Consider the following 17,803-nt stretch of genomic DNA (forward strand, 5'->3'; position numbering starts at 1 on the left):
TTGAGTGTGTTCCGTGTCTTCCACGAGTGAAGGTGAGTCCTGGGAGTGTCTACGTCCCCCGCCCCCACTGTCGGGGTGCTCGCGTTGCAGGGCGACGTCCGCGAACACGTCGCTGCGCTGAACGCCTGCGGGGCACATGCGCACGGGGTGCGCCGCCCCGAGGAACTGGACGCCGTCGATGGGCTGGTCATCCCCGGTGGGGAGTCCACCACCATGTGGAAGCTGGCGGCTGCTTTCGAGCTGTTGGAGCCCCTGCGTAAACAGGTGGCGGCGGGCTTGCCGGTCTACGGGTCCTGCGCCGGGATGATCATGCTGGCCGATCAGGTTCTGGATGGGGCCGAGGGTCAGCAGACGGTCGGCGGAATCGATGTCACGGTGCGGCGGAACGCTTTCGGACGCCAGGTCGACTCCTTCGAGGCCCCGGTGGAGATCCGGGGCCTGTCCGGCGATCCGGTCGAGGCCGTGTTCATCCGTGCACCCTGGGTGGAGTCGGTGGGCCCGCAGGCCGAGGCGCTCGGACACGTCGCCCACGGCCAGCGGGCCGGTAGGATCGTCGCCGTGCGCCAGCAGCGGCTGCTGGCGACGTCCTTCCATCCAGAACTGACCGGAGACACGCGGATTCACCAGCTCTTCGTCGATATGGTGCGGGGACGGCAATGAACATGCTGGCAGGGCAGGCCAGCCACCCCCGGCCTGCCCCCAGCGCGGAACGGGCGAGGACGCCGGCTGGCAGGGCCCACCGCCGCCCGGCGTCCCGGACAGCGATCGGGAGACACACAGTATGAGCGGCCACTCAAAGTGGGCCACTACCAAGCACAAGAAGGCGGCCCTCGATGCTAAGCGGGGAAAGCTCTTCGCGAAGCTGACCAAGAACGTCGAGGTGGCCGCGCGAACCGGGGGCGGGGACCCCGACGCAAACCCCACCCTGTGGGACGCGATTCAGAAGGCCAAGAAGAACTCGGTTCCCGCGGACAACATCGAGCGTGCCCGGAAACGCGGTGCCGGGGAGGAAGCCGGCGGTTCGGACTGGCAGACCGTCATGTACGAGGGGTACGCCCCGGGTGGGGTGGCCTTGCTCGTGGAGTGCCTCACCGACAACCGCAACCGCGCCACCTCCGAGGTGCGGGTGGCGGTGACCCGCAACGGCGGATCCATGGCCGATGCCGGTTCGGTCTCCTACCTCTTCAACCGCAAGGGCGTGGTGATCGTCGGTAAGGAGAAGGTGACCGAGGACGATGTGATGCTTGCGGTCGCCGACGCCGGAGCCGAGGATGTCAACGACCTCGGCGAGTCCTTCGAGATCGTTTCGGATCCGTCTGACCTGGTCAACGTGCGTACCGCCTTGCAGGAGGCCGGGATCGAGTACGACTCTGCGGACACCAGCTTCCTGCCCAGCATGGAGGTGCCCCTGGAGGAGGACACGGCCCGGAAGGTGATGCGGATCGTGGACGCGCTGGAGGACTCCGACGACGTGCAGAACGTCTACAGCAACGCCGATATCCCCGACGAGGTCATGCAGCGCATCGGCTAGGGCCCGGGAATCCTCAGTTTGACCGTGCCGGGAAATTGGTGGATCTTTCGGCGGTCGTGGTTCGCGCGACGGGTCGTGGGCGGAGCACCCGGACGGCCCCGCAGAGCCTGGGCGCCAGAGGCCAGAGCAGCGGAGACGCACTCCCCGGCGAGCAGGCCACCTCCAACTGGGCGGGGGTTTTGGCGATACCCGGGGAGGATGCCCGCTCGCACCGCAGCCCGTAGGGGAACGGAGCGGGCGGGCTTCGTGCCAGCCGACCCGTTCCACGAGTGCCACACCGGAAGTATGGCCTCGGCTGTTTCGCCCGGTTCGACATCTGGCACGGCGCAGTGAGGCCCCCCGGAGGCGATGGGCAGGCGGCGTCAGGGCGTGCGGCGCCACGTACCCGCTCCGTTGGCCAACCGCATACCCAGCCCCAGTCACCGATGCCGATCACTGCGCGAGCACAGCGGCAAGTAGGCGCGCAAACACCAGGCGCCCGGCCCAGGCGAGGGGCATGCTGAATAGTCGGGGTAGCTTCGCCACGCGCACCTCTTCGCGCCACACAACGATCGACCGGTCCCCCCGAGGGTGCACCTCAATCTCGGCCCAGCCCAACACGACGGTGCCGCGTTTCTCCAGACGGCACACACCTGGGTGGTCGTCCCGGGGCGGGGTCCAGTGCACGACCTCCATCCGGTCGTCGAACCCGAATCCACCCACGCCGGTGTGCGCCACGACCACGGTGCCCAGTCGGGTCGGTTCCGGAGGCTCCATGGTGACGCTGGTCAGGGGCACGCGGCCGCCATGGCTCGGCCAGTGGGTGACGCGTCGCCACGCTTCGTGGGCCGGCAGCGACGACGCACGCACAACACGGAAGGTCGGCACAACTGCACTGTAGGCGACGCAGCCTCGTCCGGTCGCCGACTGCTACGCCCGGTAGGGGCCTCTGGGGCTGAGGCCTGCCTGAACCCCCGTATGCCCAGGCGTCGCCCGCAGTGCGGCGATATGTGGTATCCACGCCACCAGCCACTCGTGGGGCGACGTCCTGCGGTCCTGAGCGGGGCCAGCTCGACCCGGTTCGCCCGGGCCGGGCAGGCGACCAGTGCAGCCGCAGCGGGCCCGGCGCGGCACTGTACTCGGATCGATACGGATGAGTCCGGACATACGTGCCCGAGTGCCGCCCGATGATCGATAGTTTCGGAGGCATCTCCACACGCAAGGGCGGAAGAGACGCTCATGGGTTACGGCCAGCTGCACTACACCTGTCACGGACCGACAGCTTCGGCGACCGCCCGGACTCCGACCTCGGCGGAGTGCACGCGCGCTGCGGCCACGTCCGGGCTGGCGGCGCACACGCTGGGTGTGGTCGAACGTTTCGTGGCTACTCAACTGCCCACGGGCAGGGACACTGCTCCGACGGCGGACACTTTGTGTTACACCGCGGATCGTGCGGGGGTGCGGGCCGTCGCCCGCATCCGAGCCGCCCCCACACCCTCGCCGGACCCACCGGACGTGGGCCCGGCGAAGCAGCCTGGGGAGCACCCGCCGGTGTGGTTCGCGCACGTCGTGGTGGTGGAGCAGGCCCCCGCCCACGCAGAGACGCGAACCGACGATTCCCCGGATGACGAGCCACTGCCGATCGAGTTGTGGGACTCGCCCGTGTGGTCGGCCACCGCCGCGGAGTCAGGGGAACTTCCGGAGGTGAGCACACCGTGTCCACCGGGGCCACTGAACCGGTCCCGGATCGCCGCCTGGCTGCGTAACCACCCCACCCAGCTCCTGGCACGATTGGTCGCCGCGGCCGACCGGGCGATCGACGGCGGCCCCCCGATCGTTTTGGTCGCCGATGGTGACACCGTCGCACACTGGATCGCTGCGATCTCCCAGACGCTGGCACCCGAGCGTGCCCGGCGCCTGTCCTTCGCCACCACCAGCCAATCCAGCGATCCTGGCCTGCATATTCGCGGGGTGCCGCCGCAGTACGCCCCACCCCGGAGCCAGGGAATCCTCCGGTTCGACCTGTCACTGGAATGTGCGCTGGCCGACACGGACACCTCCGAGCGGGCCGGTGACGTCCCGCATCCACTCGCGGTGCGCCTGGCCCAAACCGGGGTCGAATTCACCCCCACCCTGTGGCAGGAAGCCCGAGAGCTCGGAGACGGCAGCCAGGCCAGCCTCACCGACTGGCATCCCATCGTGCTGGCCTCGGCAGCATTGCGTCTGGGACAGCGCCTGTCCACCAGTGAGCTGGGGCTCGTCTGCCACTGGCTGCCGGAGGGAGCCCAGCGCATGGCCCGCGAGGAAGTCGCCGAGCTGGTCGGGCTGATTCTCGACGCTCTCGAGCCCACCCTCGGCGACAGTGCCCTGCTGGAGCTCCACCACGCCGCCGAGCGCAGTGGTGCCACCGACGCCGCCGAGCGACTCGCCGAGTCGCTGGCCCTGCGTGCCCTGGACCGGATCGTCCACGGCGGCGGCGCCCCGCCCGTGGTTTCGATCCGAACCGGCCAGGTGCGTCGCACGGTGACCGACCGGGTCTGCGCGGTTTTCGTGGAGGCGGCGCAGGGTTCCGCGCACCTGTGGGTGTCCGTCCTGGCCGAGCTCCTGGACTGGATGCGTTCCAGCGGGCTCGAGCCCCCCGAGGCCGAAACCCGACGGCTTGGGCGTGACGTGATCGCGCCGGTCCTGGTGACCCGACCGCAGGACGAGGCGGTGGCCGCACTCGTGCACACGTATCCGGCCATCGCCCGAGGGGTCGGGGACGCGTTGGCCGGCCACCCCCGGAGCGCACTCCTCGTGCTGCTGCGTGGCCCGGCGGGCACGGTCCTCGCCGGACGCACCAGCGCCCCCGACGTGCCCCCCGCCCTGGTGGAACACCCCCGTCTGTACGAGTTGTACCGTATCGCCGCAGCCGGTCCCCGAACCGATCCCGCCACCGTGCTCGCCGAGATCATCAACCTGCGCCAGGAGATGCGGCACAACGGGAGGGCCAGCGCCAGCGCCGCCTACGATCTCGACATTGACCTGATCCGGGACGTGTGGGGACACCGCAACGATCCCGAGGCCGTGGCTCGTACCCTGCGCGTGCTGCCCGCACCGGTCCAGGTCGACCCCGAGGTCGATACCTGGGTCACGGACGCGGTTCTTCGGTTGCCGGAGCGGGCCGAGGTCAACGCCTGGACGGAGCTGGCCACCGAGCTGAGCCAGCACTGGATGTGGCCGCGGCTGCCCTCCTCGGTCCGGTGGTCGACCCGGCGGTGGGAGCACTACCGCAACCGAAAGGCCACCTACGAGCAGCCCGCCTCGGCGCTGGCCGAGCTGGTGGAGTTCGCCGAACTGGCTGTCCACCAGGCGCCCCCCTCAGTCGAGGACACCCGCACGGCGCGGGCGGGTACCACCGCAACCGCGGTCACCGTCGCCGAACCCGACGACGTCGCCGTGGCCGCTGGCATCCTGCGCCGGGTCGTGCACACGGACCTGTGCGCGGTGCTGTTGCGCACCCGCTGTGTGGAGACGCTGGCCCAGGCACTCCAGTACTGCACCGAGGAGCTGTTCCGCAGCTACTGTGCGCAGCTGTCGCTGTTTCTGGCCCAGCATCCCGCCCCCGAGCTGGCCGCGCGGATCTACCTCGCCGCGGGGGACCCACACCTCCGTGCCACCCACCCACGGCGCTGTCAACACCTGCGTGCGGAGGTTCTCACCCCGGCCGTAGCCCTCTGGCGGCGGCGGGACGTGGCCGCTCTGCGCAACCGCCTGCCGGAGGCGCGGCGACCCGGCCGCAGCGAGTGGTCCCGCCGCGGTGCCGTCCTACACACCGTGGGCGTGCTGCGTGGCCGCCTGCGTGCCCACTCCACCCGCGTGCTGGTCGCGCTGGTGGACCGCCTCCGCACACGTGCCCCCGAGCCCGATACCGGTGCGGCGCCCCGGCCCGACGGGGCCGGAGCGCGATAGGCTCACGACGAACGAACGTTCGAACAACGGGGGAAGGCGGTTGTCCGGTGCGGGTACTGGGGGTCGACCCGGGGTTGACACGGTGCGGTGTGGCCGTGGTAGAGGGAGCTGTGGGGCGGCAGCTGCACCTCGTCGATGCCGGGGTGGTGCGCACCGAGGCGGACACGGAACTCGCGCATCGCCTTCTTGGAATCGAAACCGGACTCGATGCCTGGTTTGAGCGGCACCAACCCGACGCCGTGGCCGTGGAACAGGTATTCGCCCAGCACAACGTGCGCACAGTGATGGGCACCGCCCAGGCCAGCGCGGTGGCACTCACCGCCGCCGCGCGGCGCCAACTGCCGGTGGCGCTGCACACCCCAAGTGAGGCCAAAGCTGCCATCACCGGCAGTGGCCGGGCCGACAAGGCCCAGGTGGGCACGATGGTCGCCAAGCTCCTCGGGCTGGATGCGGCCCCCCGTCCCGCGGACGCCGCCGACGCGGTCGCCCTGGCGATCTGCCACATCTGGCGGGGCGGTGCCCAGGCCCGGATCGCCCGCGCACAGCAGGAGTTCGCACGTAAGGTGGAGCTGGCCCGCACCACCCGTTCCCAGGGCCGGGCACGGTAACGCGAGGGGAGGCAGCCGGGTGATTTCGTTTCTGACCGGCCGGGTCGCCAGCCGGGGCGGCGGCACCGCGGTCATCGACGTCGGCGGGGTGGGCATGACACTGCTGTGCACGCCCGCGTGCCTCGCACAACTCGAAGTGGGCGCGGAGGCGACCGTGGCCACCTCGCTCGTCGTGCGGGAGGAGTCCCTGACCCTGTACGGATTCGCCAGCGACGACGAGCGTCTCGTGTTCGACCAGGTCCAGTCCGCCAGCGGGGTGGGGCCACGGGTGGCCCTCGCCATGGTGTCGGTGCATTCTCCGGCCTCGCTGCGTCAGGCTGTGGCGGACGAGGATACCGCCGCCCTCACCCGGGTCCCCGGGATTGGTAAGAAGGGTGCCCAGCGCATCGTCCTGGAACTCAAGGGCAAACTGGACGGGCCGGTTGGTCCCACCCCCGGAGCTGGAGACGGGCCGGAAGCCGGGCCTGTGGGGGGTGCCGCGCCATGGCGGGAGCAGGTTGTCTCCGGCCTGGTGAACCTGGGCTGGTCCCAACGGGACGCCGAGGCCGCCAGCGACGCGGTTTCCGCGGAACTCAGCGACGCGGAGGCCGCGAACGCCGATGTGGCGAGCCTCCTGAAATATGCGCTACGTAGGCTGAGTCGGGCCTGAGTCAACGGGAGTGGGGGAAGCACGCCGCAATGGCAGAGTCGACACCGAACCCGGAGCCGGCGCCCGAGGAGCCCGGAGGAGGGGATCGGGCGCGGGGCCTGGTTTCCGCGGACGCCGATCTGGACGACCATGCGGTGGAGAGCGCGCTGCGCCCGAAGACCTTGGACGACTTCGTGGGTCAACACCGGGTACGCGAGCAGCTGTCGCTGGTGCTGCGCAGCGCGCAGCGACGTGGTCGTGTGCCCGACCATGTGCTCATGTCCGGCCTGCCCGGGCTTGGTAAGACCACACTGGCCATGATCATTGCCTCGGAACTGGGGGCGCCGTTGCGGATCACCTCCGGGCCGGCCATTGAGCGGTCCGGCGACTTGGCGGCGATCCTCTCCAGCCTCACCGAGGGCGAGGTGGTGTTCCTCGACGAGATTCACCGGATGGCCCGTCCCGCCGAGGAAATGCTGTACGTCGCCATGGAAGATCTGCGGGTGGATGTGGTGGTCGGCAAGGGCCCAGGGGCGACCTCGGTCCCGCTGGACATCGCCCCGTTCACCCTGGTGGGTGCCACCACCCGGGCCGGTCTGCTGCCGGCGCCGCTGCGTGACCGCTTCGGGTTTGTCGCCCAGATGGACTTCTACGAGCCGGCGGAACTGGAGCAGATCCTGCGCCGTTCGGCGACACTGTTGGGGGTCGAGCTGTCCCAGGACGCGGCCGCGGAGATCGCCGGACGCTCGCGGGGCACCCCCCGGATCGCCAACCGGCTGTTGCGTCGGGTACGGGACTACGCCGAGATTCGCGCCGACGGTGCCCTGAGCCGTGAGGTTGCGTCAGCGGCCCTTGATCTCTACGAGGTGGACCAGCAGGGCCTGGACCGGCTGGACCGGGCGGTTCTGCACGCCCTGCTGCGTCGGTTCGGTGGCGGGCCGGTGGGGCTGTCCACACTGGCGGTGTCGGTGGGGGAGGAGTCCCGCACCGTTGAGGAGGTGGCCGAACCGTTCCTCGTGCGTTCCGGGCTGATCGCGCGGACTCCGCGGGGACGCGTTGCCACGGCCGGCGCGTGGCAGCACTTGGGCTTGGCGCCCCCGCCCGATGCCGCCTTCAGTGCCGCGACCCTGTTCGATGAGGTCGACGGCGGCACCGAGGGCGGCTAGGGAGGGCGGCTGCCCTGGCTGCGGATCGGGGTGCGGCGTAGGCTGGAGGTAGGCTGGGGACCGTACCCCGCCCGTCGGGCCGGGGAACACGTGAACGTGCCCGCTCGTTGTACGTCCGGTGCGTTGTCCTGACAGTCACCCGCCGCGTGACGGTTACACACTCTGAGGAAGGATGCCCCGTGCCGGAGGCCCTATTTATCCTGGCGCAGGAGGGACAGCAGGAAGGCCCTGGTCTCTTCATGCAGCTCCTGCCGTTCGTGCTGATCATTCTGGTGTTCTGGCTGCTGTTCTGGCGGCCCCAGCAGAAGCGGCGCCAGCAGGAGCAGGAGATGCAAAGCAGTCTGCTGCCGGGCCAGGAGGTCCTGACCAAGAGTGGGATCTACGGCACCGTGGTTGACGTGCGCGATTCCGATGTCGAGCTGGAGATTTCGCCGGGTACTCGGATCCGGATGGTCAAGCAGGGGATCGGTGAAGTACTGACGCCGCAGGATCCCTCCGGGATCGAGGACCATCCCGACTTCCCGACGCGGGGTCCGGACGACGACCAAGACAACCCAAACCGGCCGTAGTCCCCCACCACGCCTCGGCCCGCCGGAACGCGTGCCGGCGGGCCGACATGCGTGTTTGTGTTTCCGCGTTTCCGCGGTCGCGTCGTTCCGTGCTTCTGGGCCCCTGGGTTGCCCCCCGCTGCCCGGGCCGAATTGTCGAACAGGAAGGAAGTGTCGTCGCTCATGTCCCCCGTGGAACTGGAGCAACGCATCGCCGAGCATGTCCGGGATATCCCGGACTATCCGAAGCCGGGGGTGGTCTTCAAGGACATCACCCCGCTGTTGGCGGATGCGGCGACCTTCGCCACGGTGGTCGAGGCCCTCGCGGCCCCGTTCACCACCGGCGCGGAATCCGGTTCGGAGGGCACGCTGGCGGTGCCGGATGTGGTGGTGGGGATCGAGGCCCGCGGGTTCATCCTGGCGGCGCCGGTCGCCCATGCCCTGGGGGCCGGTTTCGTGCCGATCCGCAAACAGGGAAAACTTCCGGCGCGAACCCTCAGCGCCACCTATGATCTGGAGTACGGCAGCGAGACGATGGAGATGCACGCCGACGCGTTCGCACCCGGGGCACGGGTGCTGATCGTGGACGACGTGCTCGCCACCGGCGGGACCGCGGCGGCTGCGATGGATCTCGTGGCCAAGGCGGGTGGTACCGTACACGGACTCTCGTTCCTGCTGGAGTTGGGTTTCCTGTCCGGCCGGGAGCAGGTGCCGACCGCGCGGCCACACGTGCTCATGACCGTCTGAGCTGGGCGGAGAGGCGGCTTCGTCGGGGCGGAGGGGCGGCGTCGGACTACACTGGCGGGCATAGCTGGTGTGGTGTGGACGTTACGAGGAGTGAGACGGCGTGGTCCGGCGCCGTGGTGGCCTACCGGGTGCGCGGGCGGGACCGCCCGTGCCGGGGGCGGGGCGCCGGCCCGATGTGCGGGCGCCAGCGCCGGCTCGTCTCGTCAGTGACGTCGTCACCGTCGCCGAGGTGGACGGTATGGAGGTGCCGGCCATGCGCGGCCAGGTAACGCAACCGCCGTGCGCGGGGACGAGCGTGGTCACGCAGCAGCCGGGGAGACGTACAGGTAACCCTGCGGGCCGGCCGCGACGGTGCGGCGTGGCTGCACACGACGTCGTACCCAGCGGGGGGTAGGCATGAATCCGGTACTCGAGCCTCTGGTCAAGACCGTGCGGGCCACGCACCCCAAGGTCGACGTGGCACTCCTGGAACGCGCCTATGCGGTCGCCGAGCGCCAACACGCCGGGCAAACCCGCAAGAGCGGTGAAGAGTACATCACGCATCCGCTGGCGGTCGCCACCATCCTCGCCGAGCTGGGAATGCAGGAACCGACCCTGGCCGCGGCGCTGCTGCACGACACGGTGGAGGACACCAACTACCGTCTGGAGGACCTGCGCGACGACTTCGGCGACGAGATCGCCGAGCTGGTGGACGGGGTCACCAAGCTGGACAAGGTGACCTATGGTGAGGCCACCCAGGCCGAGACCGTCCGCAAGATGGTCGTGGCCATGTCGCGGGACATCAAGGTGCTGGTTATCAAACTGTGCGACCGGCTGCACAATATGCGCACGCTGCGGCACCTGCCCGCCGCAAAGCAGGATGCCAAGGCCCGAGAAACCCTGGAGATTTTCGCTCCGCTGGCCCACCGACTGGGGATGAACACCATCAAGTGGGAGCTGGAGGATCTGGCCTTCGCCACGCTGTATCCGAAACGTTTCGACGAGATCGCGCGGCTCGTCTCCGAGCGTGCACCCCGCCGTGACGTCTACCTTCAGGACGTCATCGAGGCGGTGTCGACGGACCTCGCCGGAGCCAAGATCAAGGCCACCGTCAAGGGCAGGCCCAAGCACTACTATTCGATCTACCAGAAGATGATCGCCCGCGACTGCGGGTTCGACGAGATCTACGACCTGGTGGGGATCCGCGTCCTGGTGGACAGCGTCCGCGACTGTTACGCCGCCTTGGGAACCATCCACGCCCGGTGGAACCCCGTTCCCGGGCGGTTCAAAGACTACATCGCGATGCCGAAGTTCAACATGTACCAGTCCCTGCACACCACGGTGATCGGGCCGGAAGGCAACCCCGTGGAGTTGCAGATCCGAACCTTCGCCATGCATCGCCGAGCCGAATACGGCATCGCCGCCCACTGGAAGTACAAGGACGACGCGAAGGCCGGGGCCAGTTCGGGCTCGTCCAGTGGCAAGCGCGGCGATATGGAGTGGCTGCGTCAGCTGCTGGACTGGCAGCAGGAGGTGCAGGACCCGGGGGAGTTCCTGGAGTCGCTGCGTTTCGACCTGTCCGTACAGGAGGTGTTCGTCTTCACCCCGCAGGGAGACGTGATCTCCCTGCCCCAGGGGGCCACCCCCGTGGACTTCGCCTACGCCGTGCACACCGAGGTGGGACACCGCACGGTTGGCGCCCGGGTGAACGGCAAGCTGGTCACCCTGGACTCGGAACTCAGCAACGGTGAGACCGTGGAGATCGTCACGTCGAAATCGCCGGATGCGGGGCCGAGCCGGGACTGGCTGAGTTTCGTCAAGAGCGCACGGGCCCGCAACAAGATTCGGCAGTGGTTCACCAAGGAGCGGCGGGAAGCCTCGATCGAGCGAGGTAAGGACGCCATCGCCAAGGTGATGCGCAAGCAGGAGCTGCCGATCAAACGGTTGCTCACCGGGGAGGCGCTGATCGCGCTGGCCCGGGACATGCGCTACGCGGACGTTTCGGCGCTGTACGCCGCGGTGGGGGAGGGGCACACCAGTGCCCAGAACGTCGTGCAGAAGCTGGTGGACTCCCTTGGCGGCTTGGAGAGCGCTGAGGAGGATATCGCCGAAACATCCATGCCGACCCGGCAGCAGCGGCGACAGCGCCCCACGGGCAACCCCGGGGTCGTGGTCGACGGGGATGCCGACGTGTGGGCGCGGCTGTCCAAGTGCTGCACTCCGGTTCCCGGCGACGAGATCGTTGGTTTCGTCACCCGGGGCAACGGGGTTTCGGTGCACCGCGCGGACTGTGTTAACACCCGCTCACTGGACCGGGAACGCATGGTCGACGTGCAGTGGCAGCCCACCGAGGACTCGATGTTCCTGGTGGCCCTCCAGGTGGAAGCGCTGGACCGAACCCGGCTGCTGTCGGACGTGACCCGGGTGCTTTCGGACCAGCACGTCAACATTCTCTCCGCGTCGGTTCAGACCAGCCGGGACCGGGTGGCGTTGAGCCGGTTCACCTTCGAGATGGCTGACCCCACGCACCTGGGCAGCGTGCTCAAGGCCGTACGCACGATCGACGGGGTCTATGACGTGTACCGGGTGCGCAACTGAGCCCGGTGGGCGTGGCATCGGGACCGCGCGGGGTGTGGGCGGGCACACTTGCCCCATGAAGAAGCTCTCGCTGGACGCGCTGGCCCGGCTGCATCTCGAGCGTGCGAAGCTGTCCTCGGCGGGGCGCAGCTCGGAGACGATCTTCGGTGGACACGATCGCACCCTGCGGCAGACGGTGATCGCGCTGCTGGCCGGCTACGGGCTCGGCGAGCATCCCAACCCGGGGGAGGGCACACTCCAGGTCGTGCGGGGCCGGGTCCGGATGGCCATGGGGGAGCACACCTGGGAGGCACGGGACGGAGACTTCCTGCCGCTGCCAGAGGCCGACCACGCGTTGGAAGCGATCACTGACGCCGCCGTCCTGCTCACCGTGGCCAAGTCCCGCTGAACGCACCACGACCGTGGTCGTGTGCCTGGCGTTGAGCGGGACAACCAGGCTCAACACTGGCCACACGACCACCACGGACGACGTGGGATCCTCCGCGCAGGCGCTAGTTCATCTCCTGGAGGGTCTTCTCCGCTTCGGCCAGCCACGCCCGCCGCGTCTCCAACGACTCACTGGCTTCCCGCAGCTTGCGTTCGTTGCCCGAGGCCCGGGCCTTCTCCACCTGCTGCTCCAGCTGCTCAATGGACTGGCGGAGCTGGTCCACCGTGTCCTGGGCGCGCGCCCGCGCCTCGGGGTTGGTGCGCTGCCACTCCTGTTCCTCGGCCTTGCGCACGGTCTCCTCGATCTTACGGAACGCCCCCTCCAGCTGGTCCCGGGAGTCGCGCGGCACCGGGCCCGCGGCGTCCCAGCGTTCCTTGAGGTCGCGCAGCTGGCTGCGGGCCCGGCGTGGATTCTGCACCGGGAGGAGCTGTTTGGCCTCCTCCAACAACTGCTCCTTGGCCCGGGCGTTGTCCTGAAGCTCGGCGTCCCGCTCGGCGAAGGCCGCGGAGCGGGCCTGAAAGAACACGTCCTGTGCACCCTTGAACCGAGCCCACAGCTCGTCCTCGGCGGACCGGTCGGCCCGGCCGGCAGCTTTCCACTGCTGCATGAGTTCCCGGTACCGGCTGGCTGTCTCTCCCCAGTCCGTGGAGTCCTGCAACGCCTCCGCCTCGGCGACCAGCTTCTCCTTTTCCACCCGGATCCGTTCCCGCTGCTGGTCCAGGTTGGCGAAGTAGGCCTTACGGCGTTTGGAGAAGGCGTTGCGCGCCGCGGACATCCGTTTCCACAGTGCCTGCTCTACCGAACGTTCGGTCCGCGGAGCGGCCTTCCACTCGTCGATGAGTTGCCGCATCCGCTCCCCACCGGACTTCCAGTGGGTGGTTTCCTCCGCGACACGCTCGGCCTCGGCGACGATACGCTCCTTGATTTCCCGCGCCTCGGTGCGCGCCTGTTCCTGGGCCTCCCGTTGGGCGGCGCGGCGCTGTTCGGCCGTTTCCGCGAGAGCGTCCAGCCGACGCTCCAGAGCCTCCAGGTCACCGACCGCGTTCGCGCCCTGCACCGAGGAGCGCAGACGATCGATGCTGGACTGGGCCTGGGCGGCCGACAGGTCCGTGTTGGTGAGCCGCTGCTCCAGCAGTTCGACCTCGGTCACCAGCGCGTCATACTTGCGCCGGAAGAACGCGAGTGCTTCCTCCGGAGCGCCGGCCTGCCACGACCCGACGACGCGCTCGCCCGAGCTCGTGCGCACATAGACCGTTCCGTCGTCGTCTACGCGGCCCCAGGGGTCCGTGGTCACCGTGTCCTCCTGCTGTCCGGGTTCTGGCCGGTAGCCAGTCCCACTGATCGTAGTCGCCTCCCGACGTCTCGGAAGACGCAGCTGTCTGCCCGCCGAGCGATGGATCCGCGTGTTCGGACCGTGCAGTTTGTCGACACACCGCATTCGTTCCGGCGACCCAACCGAGGCGACCAGCGGGTCCATGCCGGATCCACGTTACGGGCATGGCCCAATATTTCACCGCCGCGCCGATTCGCAAAGAGCTGGTGGCCCGGTGGTGACCGAAAGGTGATGCGGTGCCGGCGCCGGCCGGACACCCTGCCCCGGTCCTGGCCCCGGATGTCGCCTCGGTAGGCTCGTTTCCAGGTTCCCACCCGTCCCGATTCCACGGAAAGCCGAGGTCAGTACCCACCGTGCTCGTGCTGGAGTTTCCCGCCGGACTGCTCGCCGCCAACTGCTACGTCCTGGCCCCCGAGCCGGGGGGACCCTGTGTCATCGTCGACCCCGGGCAGGACGCCACTTCGGGTGTGGCCGAGCTGGTGCAGCGCCACCAGCTCGCCCCGCAGGCGGTGTTGCTGACCCACGGCCACTTCGACCACGTGTGGTCGGCTGCGGAACTGTCGGACACCTACGACGTGGACGTTTACGTCCACTCGGCGGACCGTGTGCTGTTGCACGACCCCACCCATGGCCTCACCCCGGATATTGCGGCACAGCTGTCCGCGTTGACCGGTGGGCAGCAGCTTCGTCCACCCGAGCGGATCGTGGAACTCGACCAGCGTGACCGTCTGGACCTGGCCGGGATGAGTATCGGGGTAGAGCACGTTCCCGGGCACACCCCCGGATCAGTGCAGTACGTGCTTCCCGGCCATCTGTGCACCGGGGATCTACTGTTCGCGGGTTCGATCGGACGCACCGACTTTCCGGGTGGGGACCACTCTGCGATACTCGACAGCCTGCGGCGGGTCCTGGCAACCCACCCCGCAGACGCAGCCGCAGACGGAGACGGAGACGGAGACACTGTGGTGCTGCCCGGGCATGGGCCGCGCACTACCCTGGCCCAGGAGCGGGCGGGGAATCCGTTTCTCACTGACATCGCCTGAGCGGTATCCTCACGGCTGACCTGTTCAGACACCTCGATTGACCTGGCGGAGCCCCGTGCGGCCCATGTGTTGCTCGCTCACCCCTCCCGTTCTGGCGTACCCCGCCGCCGCACGAGATAGCGGCGCCGGGCCCGATTGAGGTCCGGCTGCCCCGCCCGGGGCCAGGATTCGCAGGATGTCGCATGCACACGTGAGGGAGAGCACCGTTGATCCGCACACATCAGGCGGGGACGCTACGCGCGGCCCACGCCGAGGAGACCGTCGTTCTCGCCGGCTGGGTGGCGCGCCGCCGCGACCACGGCGGGGTCGTGTTCCTGGACCTGCGCGAAGCTTCCGGGGTGGTGCAGGTCGTGGTTCGGGAGGACGACCTTGCGCACGACCTCCGCGCCGAGTACTGCCTGCGGGTGTCGGGGCGGGTGCGGGTCCGGCCGGACGGTAACGAGAACCCGGAGATCGCCACCGGCGACATCGAGGTGGTCGCCGACGAGATCGAGGTGCTCAGCGAGGCCGCACCGCTGCCGTTCCAGCTGGACGACGCTGCCGACGTCGCCGAGGAGACCCGGCTGACCTACCGGTATCTGGACATGCGGGACGGCGCGACGGCCAACGCGCTGCGCGTGCGGTCCCAGGCCAGCTATCTGGTGCACGATGTGCTTCGCGAGCACGACTTCACCAACATCGAAACCCCCTACCTGACCCGCTCCACGCCGGAGGGGGCGCGGGACTTCCTCGTCCCGGTGCGGCTCCAGCCGGGTCGGTTCTACGCGCTTCCGCAGTCCCCGCAGCTGTTCAAGCAGCTGCTGATGGTTGGGGGGATCGAGCGCTACTACCAGATCGCGCGCTGCTTCCGGGACGAGGATTTCCGCGCCGACCGGCAGCCGGAGTTCACCCAGATCGACGTGGAGATGAGCTTCGTCGACCAGGACGACGTGATCGCGGTGAGCGAGGACCTGGTGGCGCGGCTGTGGTCCGAACTGCTGGGCTACGACATCGCGCGGCCGATCCCGCGGATGCCGTTCTTCGAGGCAATGGACCGCTTCGGCTCAGACAAGCCCGATCTGCGCTTCGGTCAGGAGCTCACCGAACTGACCGGATACTTCGCCCAGACGTCGTTTCGGGTGTTCCAGGCGCCCTACGTCGGGGCCGTGGTCATGCCCGGCGGTGCGGAGCAGACCCGTAAGGAGTTGGACGGCTGGCAGGACTGGGCCAAGGCCCGTGGTGCCAAGGGGCTCGCCTATGTGCTGGTGCAGCAGGACGGCACCCTCGGTGGCCCGGTGGCCAAGAATCTCTCCACGGCCGAGCGGGACGGTCTGGCGGCCGCGGTCGGAGCCACGCCAGGTGACGCGATCTTCTTCGCGGCCGGTGGCCGCACCGAAGCCCAGGAGCTGCTGGGGGCGGCCCGGCTGGAGATCGGACAGCGGCTGGGCCTGATCGACACCAGCCAGTGGTCCTTCGTGTGGATCGTGGACGCGCCCATGTTCGCCGAGGACGGCAACGGCGGCTGGACCCCGGTGCATCATCCCTTCACCGGACCCAAGCCGGAATGGGCGGAAAAGTTCGCCGACGACCCGGGCAACGCCCTGGCCTACGCCTACGATCTGGTGTGCAACGGCTCGGAGATTGCGGGTGGGTCGATCCGTATCCACCGGTGGGACGTGCAGCAGCGCGTGTTCGACGTGTTGGGTATCGACGAGCAGGAGGCCCGCTCCAAGTTCGGGTTCCTGCTGGAGGCATTCCGCTACGGTCCACCGCCGCACGGCGGGATCGCCTTCGGCTGGGATCGGATCGTGGCGCTGTTGGCCGGTGCTGGATCCATCCGTGACGTGATCGCCTTCCCCAAGACCGCCTCGGGCGGGGATCCGCTCACCGGTGCGCCGACGCCGATCACGGCCGCACAGCGCGCCGAAGCCGGCATGGACGCCACCCCGGAGGAGGACGCGGGCACCACGGCCGGTACTGCCAGCGCTACCGACCCGGGAGCCTAGCCCGCCGGGTCCGTGCTGCGTCGATGCCGGTTCCGGGCTGCGGGGCACGTGTGCCCGGAACCGGCATCATCCTCCCGCCGCAGGCGGCAGATGTCCCCTGCCCGTCCACAGGGGCGGGGGTAGACATGGCAACTGAGGCTGGACAACCCCACGATGGAATTCGTGAGGATGGAGGAGGTCGGGGGTGGTTAGCCCCCGGACGGGGTGGGGCGCGGTTGAACACCGCGTCGTCGACGGCCCGGGGCCGCATGAGCCGTTGGTGATGCAGTGTGGCCCGATGTGGCCATTGGGTCGGCAACGGCCCGAATGTGGTGGCGCCGTGCGCGCTGCCCCGGCACCATGAGCACGATGCCCCATCTTGTATATCCCGATGTCCGCTACCGGGACTCCTTCCTGGCCGCGCTGGGGGAGCCTGACCCCCTGGCCGCGGGCGCTCCCTTCCGCCCGGACAGTGACCGTGTGGACATTCCGTTGGCGCGGATCCGGTCCGACTTCGCTGGCTATGTGGCCCAACGCCACGCCGAGGCCCACGAACCGCCCTGGCCCGGCGCCGTGACGGCCACGGCCCTGTGGTGGGTCGAGGGGGAGGAATACCTGGGTCGCGTATCGATCCGGCACGAGCTCAGCGATGCCCTGCGCAGTCACGGCGGACACCTCGGCTACGAGGTTCGTCCCAGCGCGCGGGGACGCGGGCACGCCACCGCGATGCTGCGGGCCGCTCTGCCGTGGGCGGCGAAACTCGGAATTGATCCCGCCCTTATGACGTGCGATGTCATCAACGTGGCCTCCCGGCGTGTGATCGAGAAGAGCGGCGGCAGCCTGGTGGACGAGGACGGCGAAACCTGCTGGTACCACCTGCCCACGGGGGCGTCCGGCTAGAGCGTGGTGTTTGGAGTGTCTGCGGGGTGGGGTGTTGGTGCGGCCGCCTCGGTGGGCGTGGTCGCAGGCCGGGAACCGGGCACTCTCCCCGGATGCCGCATGGGGCTGCGCTGCTGCGCGCCGATCCGCCCAGGTGAGGCTAGAGGGAACGACCCGCATCCACCCGGGGGTCGGGGTGCGGGGAGCGTTTCCGGGTGTGCAGGAACGCCCACGGCGCGGCTTGAGGGGGCGCCCGAGTCCTGGGCTCCCCGGGGAACATGCGGGTGACGGTGATTGGTTGCCTGCACGCGCCGTCTCGGCCGCCGGCGGCATCGCGCCCTGGTGGTCACCGGTGGTGTCCTGTTTCCGGGGCGCTCCCCCGCACGACGGCCAGCGGGATGGGGTGCCGGTGATCGTGGGGC

Annotated in this window: 15 protein-coding genes; 13 read left to right on the forward strand and 2 right to left on the reverse strand. The window is 69.3% G+C overall.

Translation table 11 applies throughout. The features are described 5' to 3' along the window. Positions 1-45 precede the first annotated feature (45 nt). A complete protein-coding gene (pdxT, locus tag RIF23_RS13500) occupies positions 46-660 on the forward strand; it encodes a pyridoxal 5'-phosphate synthase glutaminase subunit PdxT (protein WP_310912844.1) in 615 nt (204 codons plus the stop codon). A 121-nt stretch (positions 661-781) separates the two neighbouring features. Further along, entirely contained in the window at positions 782-1,531 is a 750-nt protein-coding gene (locus RIF23_RS13505; protein ID WP_310912845.1) for a YebC/PmpR family DNA-binding transcriptional regulator, read from the forward strand. Positions 1,532-1,963: 432 nt separating this feature from the next. On the opposite strand, the gene RIF23_RS13510 is transcribed toward RIF23_RS13505, so the two are convergent. Next, entirely contained in the window at positions 1,964-2,308 is a 345-nt protein-coding gene (locus RIF23_RS13510) for an SRPBCC family protein (RefSeq protein ID WP_310912846.1), read from the reverse strand. Positions 2,309-2,749: 441 nt separating this feature from the next. On the opposite strand from RIF23_RS13510, the gene RIF23_RS13515 reads away from it, so the two are divergent. The 8 genes from RIF23_RS13515 to RIF23_RS13550 all read left to right on the forward strand — a co-directional run bounded on the left by RIF23_RS13515 (position 2,750) and on the right by RIF23_RS13550 (position 12,123). Beyond that, positions 2,750-5,461, forward strand: a complete 2,712-nt coding sequence (locus RIF23_RS13515) for a GTPase-associated protein 1-related protein (RefSeq protein WP_310912847.1) — start codon at positions 2,750-2,752, stop codon at positions 5,459-5,461. A gap of 47 nt (positions 5,462-5,508) precedes the next feature. Beyond that, positions 5,509-6,069 carry a crossover junction endodeoxyribonuclease RuvC gene (gene ruvC, locus RIF23_RS13520; protein ID WP_310912848.1) on the forward strand — a complete coding sequence of 187 codons (561 nt, stop codon included), beginning with the start codon at positions 5,509-5,511 and terminating at the stop codon, positions 6,067-6,069. Positions 6,070-6,088: 19 nt separating this feature from the next. Continuing rightward, positions 6,089-6,718, forward strand: a complete 630-nt coding sequence (gene ruvA / locus RIF23_RS13525) for a Holliday junction branch migration protein RuvA (protein ID WP_310912849.1) — start codon at positions 6,089-6,091, stop codon at positions 6,716-6,718. A 29-nt stretch (positions 6,719-6,747) separates the two neighbouring features. Continuing rightward, positions 6,748-7,863, forward strand: coding sequence for a Holliday junction branch migration DNA helicase RuvB (gene ruvB / locus RIF23_RS13530; RefSeq protein ID WP_310912850.1), 1,116 nt, complete (start codon positions 6,748-6,750; stop codon positions 7,861-7,863). A gap of 239 nt (positions 7,864-8,102) precedes the next feature. Further along, positions 8,103-8,432: a preprotein translocase subunit YajC gene (gene yajC / locus RIF23_RS13535; RefSeq protein WP_310912958.1), complete on the forward strand. Its 330-nt coding sequence runs from the start codon at positions 8,103-8,105 to the stop codon at positions 8,430-8,432. A 162-nt stretch (positions 8,433-8,594) separates the two neighbouring features. Next, entirely contained in the window at positions 8,595-9,158 is a 564-nt protein-coding gene (locus RIF23_RS13540) for an adenine phosphoribosyltransferase (RefSeq protein WP_310912851.1), read from the forward strand. A gap of 396 nt (positions 9,159-9,554) precedes the next feature. Further along, the gene (locus tag RIF23_RS13545) at positions 9,555-11,735 is read left to right on the forward strand and encodes a RelA/SpoT family protein (protein WP_310912852.1); all 2,181 of its coding nucleotides are present in this window, start codon (positions 9,555-9,557) and stop codon (positions 11,733-11,735) included. Between the two features lie 55 nt (positions 11,736-11,790). Then, positions 11,791-12,123, forward strand: coding sequence for a cupin domain-containing protein (locus RIF23_RS13550; RefSeq protein WP_310912853.1), 333 nt, complete (start codon positions 11,791-11,793; stop codon positions 12,121-12,123). Between the two features lie 103 nt (positions 12,124-12,226). Here the strand turns inward: RIF23_RS13550 and RIF23_RS13555 are convergent, their stop codons facing one another. Further along, on the reverse strand, positions 12,227-13,456 hold the full coding sequence (locus RIF23_RS13555; RefSeq protein WP_310912854.1) for a DUF349 domain-containing protein: 1,230 nt from the start codon (positions 13,454-13,456) through the stop codon (positions 12,227-12,229). A gap of 392 nt (positions 13,457-13,848) precedes the next feature. Here RIF23_RS13555 and RIF23_RS13560 point away from each other — a divergent pair, with 392 nt between their 5' ends. The 3 genes from RIF23_RS13560 to RIF23_RS13570 all read left to right on the forward strand — a co-directional run bounded on the left by RIF23_RS13560 (position 13,849) and on the right by RIF23_RS13570 (position 17,402). Next, the gene (locus tag RIF23_RS13560; protein ID WP_310912855.1) at positions 13,849-14,538 is read left to right on the forward strand and encodes an MBL fold metallo-hydrolase; all 690 of its coding nucleotides are present in this window, start codon (positions 13,849-13,851) and stop codon (positions 14,536-14,538) included. Between the two features lie 206 nt (positions 14,539-14,744). Beyond that, on the forward strand, positions 14,745-16,523 hold the full coding sequence (gene aspS, locus RIF23_RS13565) for an aspartate--tRNA ligase (RefSeq protein ID WP_310912856.1): 1,779 nt from the start codon (positions 14,745-14,747) through the stop codon (positions 16,521-16,523). Between the two features lie 348 nt (positions 16,524-16,871). Then, complete coding sequence (locus tag RIF23_RS13570) at positions 16,872-17,402, forward strand: GNAT family N-acetyltransferase (protein WP_310912857.1); 531 nt, start codon at positions 16,872-16,874, stop codon at positions 17,400-17,402. Positions 17,403-17,803 lie beyond the last annotated feature (401 nt).

Source organism: Lipingzhangella rawalii (assembly GCF_031628175.1).
Lineage (GTDB): Bacteria > Actinomycetota > Actinomycetes > Streptosporangiales > Streptosporangiaceae > Lipingzhangella_A > Lipingzhangella_A rawalii.

Bases quoted from the DNA above. Each gene is read 5' to 3' on its own strand.
- RIF23_RS13505 (WP_310912845.1), top strand. From the start codon at position 782: ATGAGCGGCCACTCAAAGTGGGCCACTACCAAGCACAAGAAGGCGGCC.
- RIF23_RS13515 (WP_310912847.1), top strand. From the start codon at position 2,750: ATGGGTTACGGCCAGCTGCACTACACCTGTCACGGACCGACAGCTTCG.
- ruvB (WP_310912850.1), top strand. From the start codon at position 6,748: ATGGCAGAGTCGACACCGAACCCGGAGCCGGCGCCCGAGGAGCCCGGA.
- yajC (WP_310912958.1), top strand. From the start codon at position 8,103: ATGCAGCTCCTGCCGTTCGTGCTGATCATTCTGGTGTTCTGGCTGCTG.
- RIF23_RS13540 (WP_310912851.1), top strand. From the start codon at position 8,595: ATGTCCCCCGTGGAACTGGAGCAACGCATCGCCGAGCATGTCCGGGAT.
- RIF23_RS13545 (WP_310912852.1), top strand. From the start codon at position 9,555: ATGAATCCGGTACTCGAGCCTCTGGTCAAGACCGTGCGGGCCACGCAC.
- RIF23_RS13550 (WP_310912853.1), top strand. From the start codon at position 11,791: ATGAAGAAGCTCTCGCTGGACGCGCTGGCCCGGCTGCATCTCGAGCGT.
- RIF23_RS13570 (WP_310912857.1), top strand. From the start codon at position 16,872: ATGCCCCATCTTGTATATCCCGATGTCCGCTACCGGGACTCCTTCCTG.